Origin of the sequence: Spirillospora sp. NPDC048911 (genome assembly GCF_043198015.1) — a bacterium.
Classification (GTDB): domain Bacteria; phylum Actinomycetota; class Actinomycetes; order Streptosporangiales; family Streptosporangiaceae; genus Spirillospora.
Map to the genome: position 1 here is coordinate 175,964 of NZ_JBICUD010000010.1, position 16,295 is coordinate 192,258.

19 protein-coding genes and 2 pseudogenes are annotated in these 16,295 nt (G+C 69.8%); 9 read left to right on the forward strand and 12 right to left on the reverse strand.

Features of this window, described 5'->3' with window-relative positions:
* Nucleotides 1–39: 39 nt before the first annotated feature.
* From ACGFNU_RS37625 to ACGFNU_RS37640, 4 genes and pseudogenes are all read right to left on the reverse strand, one after another.
* Nucleotides 40–504: pseudogene (locus ACGFNU_RS37625) on the reverse strand (zinc-binding dehydrogenase); the annotation flags it as partial.
* Between the two features lie 195 nt (nucleotides 505–699).
* Complete coding sequence (locus tag ACGFNU_RS37630) at nucleotides 700–1,110, reverse strand: VOC family protein (RefSeq protein WP_392601350.1); 411 nt, start codon at nucleotides 1,108–1,110, stop codon at nucleotides 700–702.
* A gap of 121 nt (nucleotides 1,111–1,231) precedes the next feature.
* Nucleotides 1,232–1,603: a hypothetical protein gene (locus ACGFNU_RS37635; RefSeq protein ID WP_392601351.1), complete on the reverse strand. Its 372-nt coding sequence runs from the start codon at nucleotides 1,601–1,603 to the stop codon at nucleotides 1,232–1,234.
* Nucleotides 1,604–1,820: 217 nt separating this feature from the next.
* Nucleotides 1,821–2,771 carry an NADP-dependent oxidoreductase gene (locus tag ACGFNU_RS37640; RefSeq protein WP_392601352.1) on the reverse strand — a complete coding sequence of 317 codons (951 nt, stop codon included), beginning with the start codon at nucleotides 2,769–2,771 and terminating at the stop codon, nucleotides 1,821–1,823.
* Between the two features lie 49 nt (nucleotides 2,772–2,820).
* Here ACGFNU_RS37640 and ACGFNU_RS37645 point away from each other — a divergent pair, with 49 nt between their 5' ends.
* A complete protein-coding gene (locus ACGFNU_RS37645; RefSeq protein ID WP_392601353.1) occupies nucleotides 2,821–3,435 on the forward strand; it encodes a TetR/AcrR family transcriptional regulator in 615 nt (204 codons plus the stop codon).
* 43 nt (nucleotides 3,436–3,478) lie between these two features.
* Here the strand turns inward: ACGFNU_RS37645 and ACGFNU_RS37650 are convergent, their stop codons facing one another.
* Together ACGFNU_RS37650 and ACGFNU_RS37655 are read right to left on the reverse strand one after the other, a co-directional pair.
* The gene (locus ACGFNU_RS37650) at nucleotides 3,479–3,646 is read right to left on the reverse strand and encodes a helix-turn-helix domain-containing protein (RefSeq protein ID WP_392601354.1); all 168 of its coding nucleotides are present in this window, start codon (nucleotides 3,644–3,646) and stop codon (nucleotides 3,479–3,481) included.
* 437 nt (nucleotides 3,647–4,083) lie between these two features.
* Complete coding sequence (locus ACGFNU_RS37655) at nucleotides 4,084–4,563, reverse strand: ArsI/CadI family heavy metal resistance metalloenzyme (protein WP_392601355.1); 480 nt, start codon at nucleotides 4,561–4,563, stop codon at nucleotides 4,084–4,086.
* A gap of 75 nt (nucleotides 4,564–4,638) precedes the next feature.
* Between ACGFNU_RS37655 and ACGFNU_RS37660 the strand changes: the two genes are divergently transcribed.
* From ACGFNU_RS37660 to ACGFNU_RS37675, 4 genes are all read left to right on the forward strand, one after another.
* On the forward strand, nucleotides 4,639–5,037 hold the full coding sequence (locus ACGFNU_RS37660; protein ID WP_392601356.1) for an ArsR/SmtB family transcription factor: 399 nt from the start codon (nucleotides 4,639–4,641) through the stop codon (nucleotides 5,035–5,037).
* On the forward strand, nucleotides 5,034–5,465 hold the full coding sequence (locus tag ACGFNU_RS37665; RefSeq protein ID WP_392601357.1) for an arsenate reductase ArsC: 432 nt from the start codon (nucleotides 5,034–5,036) through the stop codon (nucleotides 5,463–5,465). Before ACGFNU_RS37660 ends, ACGFNU_RS37665 begins: the two co-directional genes overlap by 4 nt.
* Nucleotides 5,466–5,574: 109 nt before the next feature.
* A complete protein-coding gene (locus tag ACGFNU_RS37670; protein ID WP_392601358.1) occupies nucleotides 5,575–5,934 on the forward strand; it encodes an ArsR/SmtB family transcription factor in 360 nt (119 codons plus the stop codon).
* The gene (locus ACGFNU_RS37675) at nucleotides 5,931–6,671 is read left to right on the forward strand and encodes a methyltransferase domain-containing protein (RefSeq protein WP_392601359.1); all 741 of its coding nucleotides are present in this window, start codon (nucleotides 5,931–5,933) and stop codon (nucleotides 6,669–6,671) included. Before ACGFNU_RS37670 ends, ACGFNU_RS37675 begins: the two co-directional genes overlap by 4 nt.
* A 154-nt stretch (nucleotides 6,672–6,825) precedes the next feature.
* Here ACGFNU_RS37675 and ACGFNU_RS37680 read toward each other — a convergent pair whose 3' ends face one another.
* Nucleotides 6,826–7,191: a hypothetical protein gene (locus ACGFNU_RS37680; protein ID WP_392601360.1), complete on the reverse strand. Its 366-nt coding sequence runs from the start codon at nucleotides 7,189–7,191 to the stop codon at nucleotides 6,826–6,828.
* A 390-nt stretch (nucleotides 7,192–7,581) separates the two neighbouring features.
* Between ACGFNU_RS37680 and ACGFNU_RS37685 the strand changes: the two genes are divergently transcribed.
* The 3 genes and pseudogenes from ACGFNU_RS37685 to ACGFNU_RS37695 all read left to right on the forward strand — a co-directional run.
* On the forward strand, nucleotides 7,582–7,869 hold the full coding sequence (locus ACGFNU_RS37685; protein WP_392601361.1) for an ArsR/SmtB family transcription factor: 288 nt from the start codon (nucleotides 7,582–7,584) through the stop codon (nucleotides 7,867–7,869).
* Nucleotides 7,866–8,348 carry an SRPBCC family protein gene (locus tag ACGFNU_RS37690; RefSeq protein WP_392601362.1) on the forward strand — a complete coding sequence of 161 codons (483 nt, stop codon included), beginning with the start codon at nucleotides 7,866–7,868 and terminating at the stop codon, nucleotides 8,346–8,348. The genes ACGFNU_RS37685 and ACGFNU_RS37690 overlap by 4 nt, the downstream gene beginning before the upstream one ends.
* Nucleotides 8,349–8,528: 180 nt before the next feature.
* A pseudogene (locus ACGFNU_RS37695) lies at nucleotides 8,529–8,726 on the forward strand (cobalt transporter); the annotation flags it as partial.
* A 77-nt stretch (nucleotides 8,727–8,803) separates the two neighbouring features.
* Here the strand turns inward: ACGFNU_RS37695 and ACGFNU_RS37700 are convergent.
* Entirely contained in the window at nucleotides 8,804–9,271 is a 468-nt protein-coding gene (locus tag ACGFNU_RS37700) for a hypothetical protein (RefSeq protein ID WP_392601363.1), read from the reverse strand.
* A 904-nt stretch (nucleotides 9,272–10,175) separates the two neighbouring features.
* On the opposite strand from ACGFNU_RS37700, the gene ACGFNU_RS37705 reads away from it, so the two are divergent.
* Nucleotides 10,176–11,108, forward strand: a complete 933-nt coding sequence (locus tag ACGFNU_RS37705) for a tol-pal system YbgF family protein (protein WP_392601364.1) — start codon at nucleotides 10,176–10,178, stop codon at nucleotides 11,106–11,108.
* A gap of 40 nt (nucleotides 11,109–11,148) precedes the next feature.
* Here the strand turns inward: ACGFNU_RS37705 and ACGFNU_RS37710 are convergent, their stop codons facing one another.
* The 4 genes from ACGFNU_RS37710 to ACGFNU_RS37725 form a co-directional block, all read right to left on the reverse strand.
* A complete protein-coding gene (locus tag ACGFNU_RS37710; protein ID WP_392601365.1) occupies nucleotides 11,149–12,324 on the reverse strand; it encodes a hypothetical protein in 1,176 nt (391 codons plus the stop codon).
* 285 nt (nucleotides 12,325–12,609) lie between these two features.
* Complete coding sequence (locus tag ACGFNU_RS37715; RefSeq protein WP_392601366.1) at nucleotides 12,610–13,662, reverse strand: polyprenyl synthetase family protein; 1,053 nt, start codon at nucleotides 13,660–13,662, stop codon at nucleotides 12,610–12,612.
* A 57-nt stretch (nucleotides 13,663–13,719) separates the two neighbouring features.
* Complete coding sequence (locus ACGFNU_RS37720; protein ID WP_392601367.1) at nucleotides 13,720–15,045, reverse strand: pyridoxal phosphate-dependent aminotransferase; 1,326 nt, start codon at nucleotides 15,043–15,045, stop codon at nucleotides 13,720–13,722.
* 31 nt (nucleotides 15,046–15,076) lie between these two features.
* The gene (locus tag ACGFNU_RS37725) at nucleotides 15,077–16,276 is read right to left on the reverse strand and encodes a hydroxymethylglutaryl-CoA synthase (protein ID WP_392601368.1); all 1,200 of its coding nucleotides are present in this window, start codon (nucleotides 16,274–16,276) and stop codon (nucleotides 15,077–15,079) included.
* Between the last annotated feature and the right edge of the window lie 19 nt (nucleotides 16,277–16,295).

A 16,295-nucleotide genomic window follows, 5' to 3' on the forward strand; every position in this document is an offset into this window, starting at 1 on the left:
GTGGCTGGTTCCCGCAGGAGCCGTCGCCGGGTTGGCGCCGGTCAGGACGCGGTCGATCAGATCGGGCAGATACCGGCGCACGGGGGCGGGGCCGCCGCGCAGGCCGACGTGGGAGAAGAACAGTTCCTGCCCGTCGATCGCGACGTCGTGGGGGACGCCGACGAAGCCCACGTTGCCGCCCGGCCGGGCCGAGTGCAGGGCTTGGCGCATCGCCTCGGCGGTGCCGACGCATTCGAGCACGCTGTCGGCACCGATCCCGCCGGTCAGCTCCTTGATCCGGGCCACGCCCTCGTCGCCGCGCTCGGCGACGATGTCGGTCGCGCCGAACTCGCGGGCCGGCTTCTGCCGGGGTTCGTGCCGCGACATGACGATGATCCGCTCGGCGCCCAGCTGTCTGGCCGCGATCACCCCGCACAGGCCGACCGCGCCGTCGCCGACCACCACGACGGTGGAGCCGGGCCTGACCTCGGCGGCGTCGGCGGCCCACCAGCCGGTGCCCATACTGCTCCGCGCATGATGAGATTCCTTCGCTTTCGCCATGCGCCTCCACAGGTAAGTGCGGGCGCGCCGGGTGCCGGGACTGCGCCGCAGCGAGGTCGCGGCCCTGGCCGACGTGAGCGTCCGAAGAAGGTCTGCGTCTGCTCGCCTCCTGGGCCGCCACCCCCTCACCGCACCCCGGCAACTGAGCTGAGAGCGGCCCTAGTCGTGCTTGGGCCAGATCGGGCCCTGGTCGGTCCAGATGACGCCCTTGTTGTGGCACAGGCAGAAGGGGTGGCCGATCGGGTCGGTGAAGATCCGCCAGCCGTAGCCGTCGGGGCCGATGAAGTCCTTCCGCAGCGTCGCGCCGAGGCCGAGGACGCGGCGCTGCTCGGACTCGATGTCGTCCACTTCGAAGTCGAGGTGGAACTGCTTGGGGTGCTCGCTGTCGGGCCAGTTCGGAGCGCGGTAGTCGTCCACCCGGATGAAGGCCAGCTCGATCTCGCCGAACTGGATGCCGGCCCAGTTCTCGTGGCTGCCTTCCTTGACGGGACGGCCTGTCACCTCGGAGTAGAAGGCCGCCAGCCTCATCGTGTCCGGACAGTCGATGATGAAGTCGGTGAGTCGCAGCATCCCGCGATCTTGTCACAACGCCGTCACGTCCAGCGTCGGCCCGGGCCGCGGTACGTGATGAACACCGGCCCGCGCCGCCTTTTCTCGTGGGAGCCGGACGGGGGGCCGGTAGCCGGTCAGGTCATCGGTCGATTCGGACCCGCGGGCCGCAGTCGCTGACGTCCTGGGTGCCGCGGCAGATCATCAGTTTCGCCGAGCTCAGCATGCCGGCGTCCTGGCTGATGTTGACCGGCGCGGATCCGGGACCGCACAGGCTGGCGTGCTTGGCGTAGTAGTAGGTGAAGTCGAGAGTCCAGACGCCCCAGAGCGTGTAGCACTCGGAGCCGGTGTTCTCCAGGTTGCCCTGGGCCTTCAGGTAGCCGTTCTCGTACCACCTGGTGCCTGAGGCCGTGGCCGTCCCGTGGCCGACCGACCACGGAACCGGGTCCGCCTTGCCGGTTGCGGCCGCAGCAGGCAGCGCCGACACCGACAGGCCGGCTAAGAGGGTCGTCATACAGAGGATCGCCCAACGCGTTCTCATGCTTGCCTCCACTTTGTCCGCAGGCGGTGACTCACCTGCTCTCCTATCTCCGGTCGCTTGAATCTATGAGCGGCCCCACAACTGGACCATCTCCGAATGGACGCCCATCGGGCATGCCCGACCGGCTCTTAGCTCGCCCTTCTACCTTCGCGGGCCGTCAGGCTCAGGGAGTGAAGCCGGGGCGCGTTGGTCAGTTCACCAGCACGATCCTTCCGGGCGAGTGGCGGCTCTCGCTCAGCTCGTGCGCCGCGCTCGCCTCGGTGAGCGGGAACGCCGCCGCGACCGGCACCCGCAGCCGGCCCCGCGCGGCGAGCTCGACCGCGATGCCGAGGCCGTGCACCGCCAGGGGGTCGGCGGCTCCGACGGCCGCCGCCGTGTCGCCGGCCGGCACGCCATGCGACAGGTGCACGCCGAGGGACGCCGCGGTGAGGTCGGGGGCGATCGTCACCACGCGCGCTGGGTCCCCGGCGATGGCGATCAGGTCGGGCAGTGCCCCTCCCGCGCAGTCGAAGACCGCGTCCACCCCGCCGGGTGCCAGCGCGCGAACCCGTTCGACCAGGCCCGCCCCGTACGTCGTCGGCTCGGCGCCCAGCGAGCGCAAGAAGTCGTGGTTGTGCTCCCGTGCCGTGCCGATGAGGGTGGCGCCACGGGCGGCCGCGAGCTGCACGGCGACCGTGCCCACCCCGCCGGCCGCGCCCTGCACCAGCACGGTGTGCCCGGCGCCAACCGCGAGCCGGTCGAGCACACGGGTGGCCGTCTCGACGCCGCCCGCGGCGCCACCGGCCTCCTCCCAGCTCCACCCGGCCGGTTTCGGCGCCCAGGCGACCAGGACCGCGTGATCGGCGTTGGCGCCGCGCGCGGTCGTCGCGGTCATCCCGAACACCTCGTCACCGACCCCGACACCCGTGACGCCGTCGCCGATCTCGTCCACCACGCCGGCGGCGTCGAACCCGGTGCGGTACGGGAACGTCACGGACACCACGTCACGCATCTTCCCTGAACGGACGGACGTCTCTCCCGTCGACAGCCCGGACGCCCGTACGGCGACGCGGATCGTCCCCGGCCCGGCGTGCGGCTCCTCGACCTCGGCGACCCGCACCACGCCGGCCGGGCCGTACTCCGAAAACTGAACAGCTCTCATGCGCCGCACCGTAACGGAACACCCCGTCCGTTTAGCTAAAGTGAGAGCGGTGACGACCGAAGTGAGTCAGAAGCTGCGTTCGGACGCCCGCGACAACCGCGCGCGCATCCTCTCGGTCGCCCGCGCGACCTTCGCGGCCGAGGGCCTCGATGTGCCGATCCGGGAGATCGCCCGGCGCGCGCAGGTGGGCGCGGCCACCGTCTACCGGCACTTCCCGACCAAGGAAGCGCTGCTCAGCGAGGTCTTCGCCGAGCCGATGGCCATGTGCTCGGCGGTCGTCGAGGAAGGGCTGGCGCAGGCCGACCCGTGGCACGGATTCTGCCTGGTGATCGAGAAGCTCATGGAGGCGCACGCCCTCGACCGTGGCCTGTCCGACACGTTCACCTCGCAGCTGCCGTACTTCACCGCTGACCGCGACCGGACGATCCGCCTGCTGGTCCGGCTGATCGGACGGGCGAAGGCGGCGGGCGGCCTGCGGGAGGACTTCGTCCTGGAGGACTTCATCCTGGCGATGATGGCGAACGAGGGCATCCGCGCCGAGTCACCCGAGCGACGCGCGGCGGCGTCGCGCCGTTTCGCGGCCCTGATGATCCAGTCGTTCCGTGCCGACCCCGTCCGCGCGCCGCTTCCGCCGGCGGTCCGGCTGATGCTGGACGTTCGGTAGCGTCTCGGCGGCGATCCGATCACGAGTCCTGGCAGCCGCGTTGTCAGCTGAAGGAGCGGCGGTAGGCGTGCGGGGTGACGCCGGTGGTGCGTTTGAAGCGGTCGCGGAAGGCCGTGGGCGAGCCGAAGCCGACCTGGGCGGCGATGCGTTCGATGGAGTGGTCCGTCGTCTCCAGAAGGTGCTGGGACCGGCGGATGCGCGCCCGGTGCAACCACTGGAGCGGGGTGCTGCCGGTCTGCTCGCGGAAGTGGCGGATCAGGGTGCGGGTGCGGGTGGCCGGGGACGATGAACTGGGCCTGCCCGCCTTCGCGTTCGAGCGACCAGAGCATCACCCGCACCCGCTGGCTGACGGCCAAGCTCGGGCTCGTCGGCCTGGCGGCCATGGCCGCCGCCGGGCTGGGCAGCCTGACGGTGACGTGGTGGGCCGGCCCCCTCGACAAGGCGGCCGCGGGCAACTCCCCCAGCCTGCCGCGCATGACGCCGCTGCTTGGTCCACGGCCGCCGCGGCCGGGCTGTCCGCCGTCCTGCTGGCCAGCCCCACCGCTGACCCGCAATGGGCGCGGATGCGCGGCTCGGACTGGCGTTGCGGCTGCGGCGCCGACCGTGGCGAGCGGTCGGCGCCCCGCCGGCGACACGGCCGGTTGCGGGTCAGCAGCAGGACGAGCCCGCGGCGACCTTCTCAGCGCCGGTCCGCGAGCCGGCGCTGGTGGCGGTGGCCTGGGGGGTGCAGCAGGCGGAGCCTGTGGCCTTGTCCAGGGTGTCGGCGTCGCCCTTGACCACGTACACCTCCCAGGGCTCATTGCCGGGGCCGGTAACCCACACCTTGTCCTGCAGTGCGTAGCAGCACTCGGTGTCGTTCTCCTCCAGGGTGACCAGACCGGACTCGGTCAGCCGTTCGGCGGCGTCGGCGACCAGGCCGGAGTCCTCCACCTCCACGCCGAGGTGGTCCAGGCGGGTCGGCTCGTCGCTCTCGCCTTCGATCAGGACGAGCTTGAGCGGTGGCTCGGCGATGGCGAAGTTGGCGTAGCCGGGACGCAGCTTGGCCGGCTCGACGGCGAACAGCTTGGAGTAGAAGGCGATCGAGCCTTCCAGGTCGGACACCCGCAAAGCGAGTTGAACACGGGACACCGGAACCTCCTGTTTCGATGTTTGTCTAATCAGTCCGAGTTTGCGCTTTGGATAGATGGATGTCAAATTAGAGCTATGTCGAAGCAAGAGCTTCCGGTGATCTCCTCGGTGTCCGCTCAAGGGGCCGAAGGGTGTTGCGCGCCCCTGGTGTGCGAACCCCTCACCGAGCCGGAGGCGGCTGAGCTGGCGCCGCTGTTCAAGGCGATCGCCGATCCGGTGCGGTTGCGGCTGCTGTCGCTGATCGCCTGCCATGAGGGCGGCGAGGCGTGCGTGTGCGACCTGACGGGCGCGTTCGAGCTGACCGCCCCGACGATCAGCCACCATCTCAAGGTCCTCAAGCAGGCCGGCCTCATCGATTCGGAGCGGCGCGGGACCTGGGTCTACTACTGGCTCAACCCCGCCGTCCTGGAGCGGCTGTCGGCCATGCTCGGGCCGGGTGCCGGCGTGCTGGCGGCCGCGGCGGCACGGACATGACCGGCCCAGTTCCAGCGCCGGTTGCGGTGCCCGAGGTGCTGTTCGTGTGCGTGCACAACGCCGGACGCTCCCAGATGGCCGCCGCGCTACTGGACCACCACGCCGCCGGACGCGTCCGGGTCCGCTCGGCCGGATCCGCACCCGCCGACTCCATCAACCCCGCGGTGCGGGCCGTGATGCGAGAACTCGGCCTGGACCTGTCCAAGCGGTTCCCCAAACCGCTCACCGGCCAGGCCGTCCAGGCCGCCGACGTCGTCATCACCATGGGCTGCGGCGACGTCTGCCCGGTCTTCGCCGGCAAGCGCTACCTGGACTGGCAGCTGCCCGACCCCGCCGGCCTGCCGCCCGAGCAGGTCCGCCCGATCCGCGACGAGATCGACGCCCGTGTCCGCGCCCTGCTCGCCGAACTGGTCCCCGCCACCTCCTAACTCGGCACGTCCGCAAGCGGCGACCTCATCTCCCGGCGGCGTGGTGGGTGCCGTGGCTGTTCGCCCAGATCTTCCCTCTCCACCTTTCATCGTTTATCGTCGATGGACGATGAATGAGGAGAAGGGGCCGCTCGACCGGCCCACCGCCGCCGAGTACGCGTCCTGGTTCAAGGCGCTGGCCGACCCCACCCGCGTGCAGATCGTCTCCCTGCTGGCCCGCCAGGGCCGCCCGATGAACGTGGGGGAGATCGTCGACCATCTCGAGGTCGGCCAGTCCACCGTGTCGGCACACCTCAAGGTCCTGGCCGAGGTGCGGTTCGTGCTGGCCGACCAGCAGGGCACCGCCCGCTTCTACCGGATCAACGACACCTGCGTGAGCTGCTTCCCCTCGGCCGCCGACATCGTCATGGGCCGCCCCGCACCCGCGACTCCCGCATGCGCGCCCCCCGACCAAGGAGGACCACGATGACCGACCACGCTGCGGTCCCGGTCGACCAGGTCGTCGACCGCTACTCGGGCCTGGCCCGCCTGGCCCAGGCCGGCGGCACCCCGCTCGACTGCGAATCCGACGACTTCGAGCAAGGCTGCTTCGGCGCCGCCGCCTACCGGCAGGACCGGCAGGACGTGCCGGAAGCAGCGCTGCGTGCCAGCCTCGGGTGCGGCAACCCGCTCGCCGTCGCCGAGCTCCGCGCCGGGGACACCGTGCTGGACCTGGGGTCGGGCGGCGGCCTGGACGTGCTGCTGTCGGCCCGCCGCGTCGGCTCGGCCGGCACGGTCTACGGCCTGGACGCCAGCGAAGACATGCTCGCCCTCGCCCGATCCAACGCCGCCCAGGCCGGCGTGGCCAACGCGCGGTTCCTGCACGGCCACATCGAGGACATCCCGCTGCCCGACGCCACAGTCGACGTCGTCATCTCCAACTGCGTCATCAACCTGTCCGCCGACAAGCCACGCGTGCTCGCCGAAACCTTTCGCGTGCTGCGGCCCGGCGGCCGCCTGGGCGTCAGCGACGTCATCGCCGACGACGATCTCGATCCCGCCCGCCGCGCCGCCGCCGAAGCACGCGTCGGCTGTGCCAACGGCACCCTCACCGCGTCCGGCTATGAGCGGTTGCTTCAGCGGATCGGGTTCGTCGACATCCAGATCACCGTCACCAGCGGCGCCGGAGACGGCCTGCACTCGGCGATCGTGCAAGCCACCAGATAGGCGCAGGTGACGACCGGGAAACTGGCTGAGTCTCGTCCCCCAAGCAAGAGCAGCAGCGGCACCAGATGATCGCGAGCCAGGGAGCCCACCTGCTCATCGCCGATCGCCAGATGCTGGTGATCGTTTGCGGCGGTGTCGTGGCTGCCCGCGCTGCTCAGGCGGCGCGGAACACGATGGTCGTGGTGAAACTCGTACCGTCGACCTGGATGGCGTAGCAGCCGGGTCCGCTGACCGTCGTGGTCCCTGGCAGGTCGCTGGTGGGTGAGTCGAGCACGGCGTAGTGTCCGCCGTCGCGCTGGGTGCCCCTGTAGGAGAACCTGCTGCTAGCGGTTCCTTCGGCGTCGATTCGGGCGGCGCGGACCAGGACCGGCCCGCGGTAGCCCGCCGCGATCCAGCGGACCTTCTTCACGTAGGAGCCGTCGGGCTGGCGGTCTTGAGCGCGCAGCGCGAGTACGGTGCCGTTGGTGAAGTAGTCGGCGACCGGATAGACCGGTCCGTCGCCGAGCACCGCCGTTGCCACACCGGGTCCGGTCCACGGGTGCGGTGCGGTCGTGGGACATTTGTTCCCGGCTGCGACGCGGGGGAGTCGGAGCGGCCGGGGCGCCATCGTCAGAGCGGGCGTCGAAGTGGAGGCCGACGGCGGCTCCGGGGACGCCAGACTCGATGGTGAACGATCGTTGCAGGAGGCGGCGACCAGCGGGAGCAAGGCGAGTACCGCCGCTGTATACCTTGATGGCTTCACCAGAGTCACTATCGACCATCTTCGTGTTCCTGGAGCTGCGGCACAAGGTCGAGACTCATCAGGTGACCGGCCGGGTCAACGTAATCCTCGGTGGTCTTGACGATCTCATGCGTAAGCCGTAGCTTACGGTTCGTGGACGCTTACCAAGATGGTTCTGGGTGGGAGGCGTTGGGCGATCCCACCAGGCGCGCCATCGTGGCCTGCCTGGCCGAGCGGCCGCGGGCCGTGGGGCAGCTGGCCGAGGTGTTGCCGATCAGCCGGCCGGCGGTGTCCCAGCATCTGAAGGTGCTGAAGGATGCCGGGCTGGTCAGCGATCACGCTGAGGGCACCCGGCGGGTGTATCGGCTCGATCCGGCGGGTCTGGCGGCGTTGCGGGATCAGCTGGAGACGTTCTGGAACCGGGCGCTGGACGGCTATCAGGACGTTGTCGACCAATCGAGCGAGGAGCAGTCATGACCCAGGCAGCGGATGTCGTTGTCCGCAGGCAGATCATCGTCGACGCGCCGGTCGAGAGGGCGTTCTCGGTGTTCACCGATCGGTTCGGCGATTTCAAGCCGCCCGAGCACAACCTGCTCGGCGCGCCGATCGCCGAGACCGTGTTCGAGCCGAAGGTCGGCGGTCACATCTACGACCGGGGCGCCGACGGCACCGAGTGCCGGTGGGCGCGTGTCCTGGCCTACGAGCCGCCGGACCGGGTGGTGTTCAGCTGGGACATCAGCCCGCAGTGGCAGATCGAGACCGAGCCCGACAACACCAGCGAGGTCGAGGTCCGGTTCATCGCCGAGACCCCGCAGCGCACCCGGGTCGAACTGGAGCACCGCCACATTGACCGGCACGGTCCGGGCTGGGAGTCGGTCCGCGACGGCGTCGACCACGACCAGGGATGGCCGCTGTACCTGGCCCGGTATGCCGCCCTGTTCACCGAGAACGGCTGAACCGGGGCCTGGGCGAGAAGCCGGCTGTCGGTGTCGTTGGTGCGCCGGGTGCGCAGCTCGGCCACCATCGTGATCAGATCCTTGAGCGACTGGCCGGAGCGTCGGTCACGCCCGCCATGATCTCTGCGGGGTTGTTTGTTGAAGTCTTGGGAGTCTGATCGGGCATCATGACGGGGCTGATCGGCCAGCGCGGTCGCCGACTCCAAGTAGACACTGCTATGCACCTACCTGTCGGCAGTACTCCTGGTCGGCCTGGCCGTCAACTCGCTGTTCGGGTGGGCGTGGACCGACCCGATCGCCGCCTTGGTGATCGCCGCGGTCGCGGTCAGGGAAGGCCGCGACGCCTGGCGCGGTGATACCTGCTGCCCCCGCGGTGGGCACCCAGGCCGTCCCGCGAACCAGTGCGGCCGGCTGCGGCGAGGCCGTTCAGCCCCCGGGGTGAGGTGGGTCGCAGCTCACAGGAGCATGTCCGTGACCGGGGTGGTGGAGTCGGCCTTCTTGCGCGACTCGTCCCCGAACCAGCAGCCCTTGAGGGTGTCGCTGTCCCGCATGCGGTGCGGCAGCGTCGTGCGATGCCGGGCGGCGCGCGTGCCGTCCCGGTAGAGCACCCAGAAGTTGGCCGACTCGACGGTCTGCACCCAGCCGATCTTCCACGCCTCTTTCCCGGTGAACTGCACCGTCGCGGTGAATTCGACCCCGAAAGAGCCCATCGCGTGGGACGGCGGTTCGGCGGCCTCGTCCCCTGACTCGCTGGACTCCGAGTCGGGCTGGTTCTTCTGGACGATCAGCCGGGAGTCGAAGCCGAGGGGCACGCTCAGCACTCGGAACCGTTCTCCGCGCGGGCCGACGATCTCCGGGGACGGCTCCTTGCTGCCCGCTTCCTTGTGCACGCTCTGGTTGGCCTGGATTGGCTGATCGGTCATGAGGGGCCCTTTTCTTCGACTTTGTTCCCCATGGCACCACAGCATCATTCGCGTCACAAGAACCGTTGGCCGGAGCGACCTCGCCGCGGACTGAGCGACGTCCGGACACCGGCCCGGCTGCCACCCGAGCAGGCCCAGGCCTGGGACCCTGCACCAACGGCGGTTGCCAGGAAGACCAGTCTCAGAAGGAACAACTGCGCGCAGATCGCACTTCTGGCGCGACGAGATCGCTCCCGAAAGATCGGCGGCGGTGAACGGCGAGGTGGGAAGGTCGAGCCGGTCGCGGCCGGATGCGGTCATGACAGGGAATGGGTCATTGGCCCGACGACGGACCCGCTTTCAGACAGCCGAAAACGGGGACATCTTTTCTTGAGAAGAAGTGCGGGAAGCTTGAAGTAGGATTTCTAGTCGAGGAATGCTGGCGCCGCGCGGCGTGTAGTCCTGGGTTTCGCTTATGTCTGTACGACGGTCTGGTTCTGTGGCAGCCGGTCGGGCGCCGAATCGGCGGTTGCGGGCACTGCTGGACGAGGCCGGCTGGACAGAGGACGAGCTGGCGCGGCGGGTCAACGGGGCGGCCGCCGAGTCGGGGCTGATGTCGCGGTTGGATCGCCGGTCGGTGACGCATTGGCTGGCGGGGCGCCGGCCCCGGCCGCCGATGCCCGCGCTGATCGCCGAGGCGTTCTCTCGTGGCCTGCGCCGGACGGTCACCCTCACGGATATAGGGCTCGGCCCGGAGGGGTGCCAGCAGGATGGGGCCACTGTGCCTGCCCGGCCGGATGCGGGGGCTGAGTTGACGCATTTGGCCCAGTTCACTGGAGGTCGTGCCCAGGCGTTGGCGGGCGGCGCTTACCGGTTGGCGTCGCTGACGGTTCCGGGGTGGGCCCAGGCGGTTGAGGCGCGTCCGGTGAGGGCGAGTGTGCCGGAGATTCCGCGGCCGGGGCCTGGTCAGGTCGCCACGATCGAGTCGATGGTCCAGGTGTTCTCCGACAGCGACACCACCTTCGGTGGCGGTCGTGCCCGTGCGGCGTTGATGGCCTATCTGGCCAGTGACATCGCGCCCTGGCTGCGTGCGTCGATCGACCGGCGGCTGCGTCGCCGGCTGCTGTCGGCCGCCACTGAGCTGACCTATCTGGCCGGGTTCATGTGTTTTGACGACGAGTGTCATGGGCTGGCGCAGCGGTACTACCGGGCGGCGCTGGAGATGGCCACCGCGAACCGTGACCCGGCCGCCTACGCGGTGACGTTGCGGGCGATGTCGGTCCAGGCCCGAGCGCTGGGGCATCGGCGGCACGCCGAACACCTCGCCGAGGTCGCCGTGGCCACCAGCCGCGGCGCGGCGCGTCCGGTGCACCAGGCCTTCTTCTGGGGGCAGCTCGCGGTCGCCACCGCCGCCGCCGACAACCCTCGCGGCGCGGTGTCGGCGTTGTCGGCCGCCGAACGCCACCTGGACCAGGCGACCTCGTCGGTCACCGCGTCGGCCGACGAGGCCGCCATGGGCGGCTACCACCCGGCGGCGCTGCTCCACCAGGAGGCAGCGGTCCGCGCGCTCCTGGGCGACGGCAAAGGCGCGATCACCGCACTGAGCGCCTCGATCCGGCACCGCCCGCTCAGCGAACGACGCTCACGCGCCATCCTGCACGCGCGCCTGGCCGAACTGCACCTGGACCAGGGTCACCTGGAACCGGCCATCGCCGCCTGGCAGACCTTCCTCGCCGACTACCCCCAGCTGTCCAGCGGCCGCGCCTGCACCGCACTGGACATCATGCGATCCCGGCTACGCCCCCACGGCGCCCACCCAGCCATCCGGCAACTGCTGGCCCGCGCCGCCGCCGCATGACCAGCCACCGCATGGCGACTCCCGCATTCTCGGCAGACGCTCAGACCTGCGCGGGAACCTCACTGTGGACGTCGTGATGGCGTGCGTCGTGATGCCGGTCGAAGGTCACCGTGCCGGTGCCGTCCGGGCGGGTGCGCATCCCGCGCCGGCGCACTGACAACGGGCCCAGCCCGGACAAGGCGTGGATCACCTGCCGGTCCAAGCCCTCGGGAGCGGTCAGGGTGGCGATCAGCCCGATCGTCGTGGCGGTCGCCAGGTCCTCCGGGCGCAGGCCGGACAGTCCTGTCACCACGCGCACCCGCGCGCCGGTGGTCTGAGCGGCGCGACTCGCCCGGGCATGGACGGCCCGGGTGTCGGTGTCGCCGGTGTCGCCGGTGACGATCAGGGTCAGGTCGCCGGCGGACGCGATGGCGGCGACGGTCTCCGATCGGTCGGAGGCGGCTTCGCACAGCACATCGAGATGGTGCCCGGCCAGGCGCGGATAGCGGTCTCGCAGGGCCGTCACGATCGGCATGGCCTCTTCGACCGGCATGCCGGGCTCGACCACGAAGGACAGCCGCTCGGCGTCGGGCACCGGCAGCGCCCGGGCATCGGCCACCGTCTGTACGACTCTTCCGGCGTCACCCGCCTGCTCGGCCAGCGCCGGCAATGCCGCATGTTCCTGGCGTCCGATCAGAGCCACGGTGTCGCCGCGGTCGGCGTAGACGGACGCGTCGGTGTGCGCCGCGGACACCAGCGGGCACGTCGCGTCCACCACCTTCCAGCCGCGGGCGGCGGCATGCGCCCGCGTTCCCGCTCCGTGCGCCGGGATCACCACCTGAGCGCCGTCGGGAATCGTGTCCGGATCATCGGCGAAGACCGCGCCCGCTCGTCGCAGCCCGTCGGCCACCGAAGGACCGGCGACCGGGCGCCCGAGGACGTACACCGGTCCGGAGCCCCGCGCCACCGCCTTGCTGATCATGTCGAGGGCGCGGGCGCCTCCCCAGCACAACGGTGCCGTGTCCGCCACCACGAGCCGGCGGCTGCGCAACGCCGCCCCCCACTCCCGCACCGTCCGTTCGGCCATCGTCAGCCCTGCGGGATCGTCGCGATGAGCTTGGACCGCGATACCCAACGCCATTCCATCGCGATTGACGTACGACATCGTGAACATCACCGCGTCGCCGGGCACCCCACCATCGGGCGACACGACGCCCGAGCAGACCGAAAGCGACATACCCGCGTCGGAGACCTGCTGCCGCAGGGCCGCAGCAAGCAAGGCAGCCGCCGGGCACCGTACACTCCCTCGCTCGGCATCGATGAAAGAACTGGCGACCAGCACCTTCCCTGGCAGCACATCACCCTTCGCCGGGAACCACCGAAACCGCAGTGTCCGCTTCACCATCGCCCCCCCGATAGACCTCACCACGACGATCCCCGCCATTGCGTCACCCCGTCACCAGAGGCAAGTCAGGAATCGCCAAATCGCCGGGCCGCGCGGACTCCCGCCCGAGAGCCGTGGTCAGTGCTCTCGTTGCAGGATCAGATCGGCCAGGACGGTCAGGTAGGCTGCCCCGTCGGCGGTGGGACGGGCGGAGTGCAGGGCGTCCATCGCTGCGGCCAGCCGGCGCTCGGCTTCCGTGGCGGCCCAGCTGCGGCCGCCCGCCGCCTCGACCAGTTCGGCGGCCTGCGTCACGTCCAGTTCGTCGGAACTGCGGTACATGCCGCTCAGCCGGAAGCTCGCTTTGGTGCCTGAGCGCAGGGCCGCCACTACTGGCAACGATCTCTTGCGGGAGGCCAGATCCGATCCGGCGGGCTTGCCGGTGACTTCTGGGTCGCCCCAGATTCCCAGCAGGTCGTCGACCAGCTGGAACGCGACGCCCAGCTGGCGCCCGAACTCCCGGTACCGGCCTGCGGTGTGCTCGTCGGCACCGGCGGTGATGGCTCCCAGCTCGCAGGCGGCGCCCAGAAGCGCGCCGGTCTTGCCCTCGGCCATCGCCAAGCACTCGGCAAGGTCGACATCGTCTCGCTGCTCGAATGCCACATCGGCCCATTGACCGGCGCACAGGTCCTGGACGGCGCCGGTCAGCGTCCGCACGGCGGCCCCGGCAGTGGGCTGGGTGTTCAGTTGCTGCACCGCAGCCGTCAGCAGCACGTCCCCGACCAGGATCGCCTGGCCGACTCCGAACACCGTCCAGGCTGTGGGCCGGTGCCGCCGCAGCTCATCGCCGTCCATCACGTCGTCATGCAGCAGCGAGAAGTCATGCACCAACTCCACGGCCACCGCCGCCGGCACTGCCTTCTTTACGGCGGCAGCTCCACCGACTGCTCGGGCACACGCCAGCGCCAGCGCCGGACGTACCGCTTTTCCGCCCTCATCAGCAGGGCGGCCCTGGGCGTCCCACCATCCCGCGTGATATCCCGCCGCATGCTTGATCTCCGCCGTCAGTTCCTCGACCGCTGCCCGCTGTGCGGGCTCGACGATCCGATGAGCTTCGGCCAGCACCGTCTCGGCTGAGCGTGGCGTCAGCGCTGCGGAGTTGAGCCGGGAATTAGTCGCCACTCTGCTTTCCATCACCACTCCATGGCCGAGACGGCCTGACTGCGTTGGCTGTTTCCGTCGGGTCGGCTACTACTCGCAGAGGCTGCGGAGGGCCTCCTCGAGACAATGCAGCTGGTCGGAGATCCAGGGCAGGTTCGCCGGGTCGCTGCTGTTCAGTGCTTCGGCTCTTTGGTCGGACGTGGTGCCGTACAGCTGGCTGGTCGCCACGCGCAGGCGGAGCGGGTCGTGGTGTTCTCCGAAGTCTCGTGCCGGCAGCACTTCGATGCCGTGAGCCTGGCGCAGGTGGGCGACCAGTTGCGTGCCGGTTCCGATCTGCCGGGCTGACCATAGGTCCGCCTGCAGCGGTTCGAAGTCGGGGTACAGGTAGAAGGCTCCGGCCGGCAGCGGGGTCAGCGCTCCCGCAGACCGGAACACTGCTACAGCGGCCTGCGCCACTTTTGCGTGCAACTCTCGTGCGGAGTTCAGGTATTCGGTGATCTCTGGAGGCTCGCTGAGAGCGTGCGCGGCTGCCTCTTGCACCGGTGTGCTGCCACATGACCAGATTTCACTGCCGATACCTAGAACATTGGATTTCAATTCGTCGCCGAGTTCGCTGCTGGGGAAGCGGGCTATCCCGATACGCCATCCACCCAGCGCCAGGTTCTTGCTGAGGCCGGTGGTGACGACGGTCCGTTCTGGAGCGAGCTGGCTCGGAGACAGAAACGTCTGGGCCGGGTCGTGGACGAGGTCACGGTAGATCTCGTCGGAGACGATGGTGAATTCGTGTTCACGCGCGACGGCGCACAGCGCCTCCACGGTTTCCGGACGCGCCAACGTACCTGTCGGGTTGTCTGGAAGGGTCACGATGACGGCCTTGAGGGGAGTTCCCATCTGCCGTGCCGCCGTGGCGATGGCGGCGAGCGTGCCGGGATCCGGGATCCCGCCGTCGTGGTCTGAGATGGGGATGGAGACGGGTTTGGTGCCGATCATGCGTAGCTGGGCGGCGTAGCTGATCCAACTGGGCTGGGGGATGGCGATGGGACCGCCGAGGGAGAGCACCAGGGCGTACAGCAGTGCCTTGCTGCCCGGCCCGGCCAGCACGTTTTCAGGATCGGTCGCCAGGCCGCGACGGGCCCAGTATCCGGCGGCGGCGGCGCGGAGTGTGCTCGAACCTTCGACCGGGCCGTAGGCGTTCAGATGCGCATGGGTCGCCAGAGCCTCGATCAGAACGGGCGGTGCGGGGATGTTGGCGTCGCCGAACGCCAGCGGGATGCGCCGCGCGGGACTCGTGTCGGCGCGCACGGCCGAGGTCCGCAAGGTCGCCGACACATCCGCCGTCAGGCCATCGGCCGGCTGCCCCTGGATGGACGTGGGTTCGACAGAAGTTGTTTCCGCAGGCATGGTTTTCGTGTCCATTGGTCGTGCCGGGTCAAATGGTCGTGCCGGGTCAGATCGTGGCCTCATAGATCCGTTGGTGGTCGGCGATCGCCGCCAGCCGGTAGGGGGCGGTGGTCTGCTCTTCGATCTTGCGATCGGCGTCGTCGGTCAGGTCGCTTTCGTGGTGGAGCCGCTGGTAGTGCTCGTAGTCGATGGGGTGGCGCCGGGCGATGGCGTGGGCGTTGACGGTGGTCCGAAGATGGTCGCGGTAGCCGGGGACCACCGTGCCGCCAAAGAATTCGGCGACGGCGCCTGAGCCGTAACTGATGATGGCGACGGGTTGGTCGGCGAGGTCTTTGCGGTGGTCGAGCAGGGACGCCAGGGCGACGTAGGCCGACGCGGTGTAGCTGTTGCCGATGGCGCGGTTGTAGTGGGTGGTGGCGGCCAGCGCCGCGTCCAAGTCGGCGGCGGAGTCGCCGGCGGGGCCTGCTGCGCCGGCGTGCTTGAGCAGGTGCCGGTGGGCTTTATAGGCCATCTTGGTGAACGGCTGGTGATAGCAGAACGCTGCGAACTGATCCAGGTCGCGGCCGCCGCGGCGATGATAGTCGGCGAAGGCGTGCTGGGTGGCGCGTTTGTAGGCGTCGATGGACAGCTTCCCGTCCACCACCGCTTCGGTGCGGTAATTGGGGCGCCAGAAGTCGGAGACGTCCTCGGAGTAGACCCCTGAGCACGGTTCGATGCGCAGGATGGCGGGATCGGCGGTGAGGAGCATCGCCGCGGCCGCCGCCCCCTGCGTCGGTTCCCCGTCAGAGCCGAGTTGGTATTTGGCGATGTCGCTGGCCAGCACCAGGATCTGCTGCTCCGGGTCGCGGGCGATCAACGCCGTCGCGAACTGCAGGGCCGCGGTGGCCGAGTAGCAGGCCTGCTTGAGTTCCACGACGCGGCACGTGGCGGGCAGGCCGAGAAGGCCGTGCAGGTAGAGCCCGGCGGCCTTGGACTGGTCGACGCCGGTCTCGGTGGCGAACAGGATGGTGCGGATCCGCTCCTGGCCGTGCCGGGCGATGATCGGCTGCGCGGCGGTCGCGGCCATGGTGACGATGTCCTCGTCGGCGGCGGGGACACTGAAGGCGTCCTGGCCCAGGCCGGTGTGCAGCTTGGCGGCGTCGACGCCGAGGTGGCTCGCGAGGACGTCCTGGTCGAGGCGGTAGTGGGTGGTCGAAAGCGACAGGTCCTCGATCCCGATCGGCCGCTCAGTGGTGTTCGGTGTCATGTCCGGCTCCTTGTGGTCT

Coding starts and splice junctions, on each gene's coding strand:
- ACGFNU_RS37630 (WP_392601350.1), bottom strand. CDS start 1,110: ATGCTGCGACTCACCGACTTCATCATCGACTGTCCGGACACGATGAGG.
- ACGFNU_RS37635 (WP_392601351.1), bottom strand. CDS start 1,603: ATGACGACCCTCTTAGCCGGCCTGTCGGTGTCGGCGCTGCCTGCTGCG.
- ACGFNU_RS37640 (WP_392601352.1), bottom strand. CDS start 2,771: ATGAGAGCTGTTCAGTTTTCGGAGTACGGCCCGGCCGGCGTGGTGCGG.
- ACGFNU_RS37660 (WP_392601356.1), top strand. CDS start 4,639: ATGTCGAAGCAAGAGCTTCCGGTGATCTCCTCGGTGTCCGCTCAAGGG.
- ACGFNU_RS37665 (WP_392601357.1), top strand. CDS start 5,034: ATGACCGGCCCAGTTCCAGCGCCGGTTGCGGTGCCCGAGGTGCTGTTC.
- ACGFNU_RS37670 (WP_392601358.1), top strand. CDS start 5,575: ATGAATGAGGAGAAGGGGCCGCTCGACCGGCCCACCGCCGCCGAGTAC.
- ACGFNU_RS37675 (WP_392601359.1), top strand. CDS start 5,931: ATGACCGACCACGCTGCGGTCCCGGTCGACCAGGTCGTCGACCGCTAC.
- ACGFNU_RS37690 (WP_392601362.1), top strand. CDS start 7,866: ATGACCCAGGCAGCGGATGTCGTTGTCCGCAGGCAGATCATCGTCGAC.
- ACGFNU_RS37700 (WP_392601363.1), bottom strand. CDS start 9,271: ATGACCGATCAGCCAATCCAGGCCAACCAGAGCGTGCACAAGGAAGCG.
- ACGFNU_RS37710 (WP_392601365.1), bottom strand. CDS start 12,324: ATGTCGCTTTCGGTCTGCTCGGGCGTCGTGTCGCCCGATGGTGGGGTG.
- ACGFNU_RS37715 (WP_392601366.1), bottom strand. CDS start 13,662: ATGGAAAGCAGAGTGGCGACTAATTCCCGGCTCAACTCCGCAGCGCTG.
- ACGFNU_RS37720 (WP_392601367.1), bottom strand. CDS start 15,045: ATGGACACGAAAACCATGCCTGCGGAAACAACTTCTGTCGAACCCACG.
- ACGFNU_RS37725 (WP_392601368.1), bottom strand. CDS start 16,276: ATGACACCGAACACCACTGAGCGGCCGATCGGGATCGAGGACCTGTCG.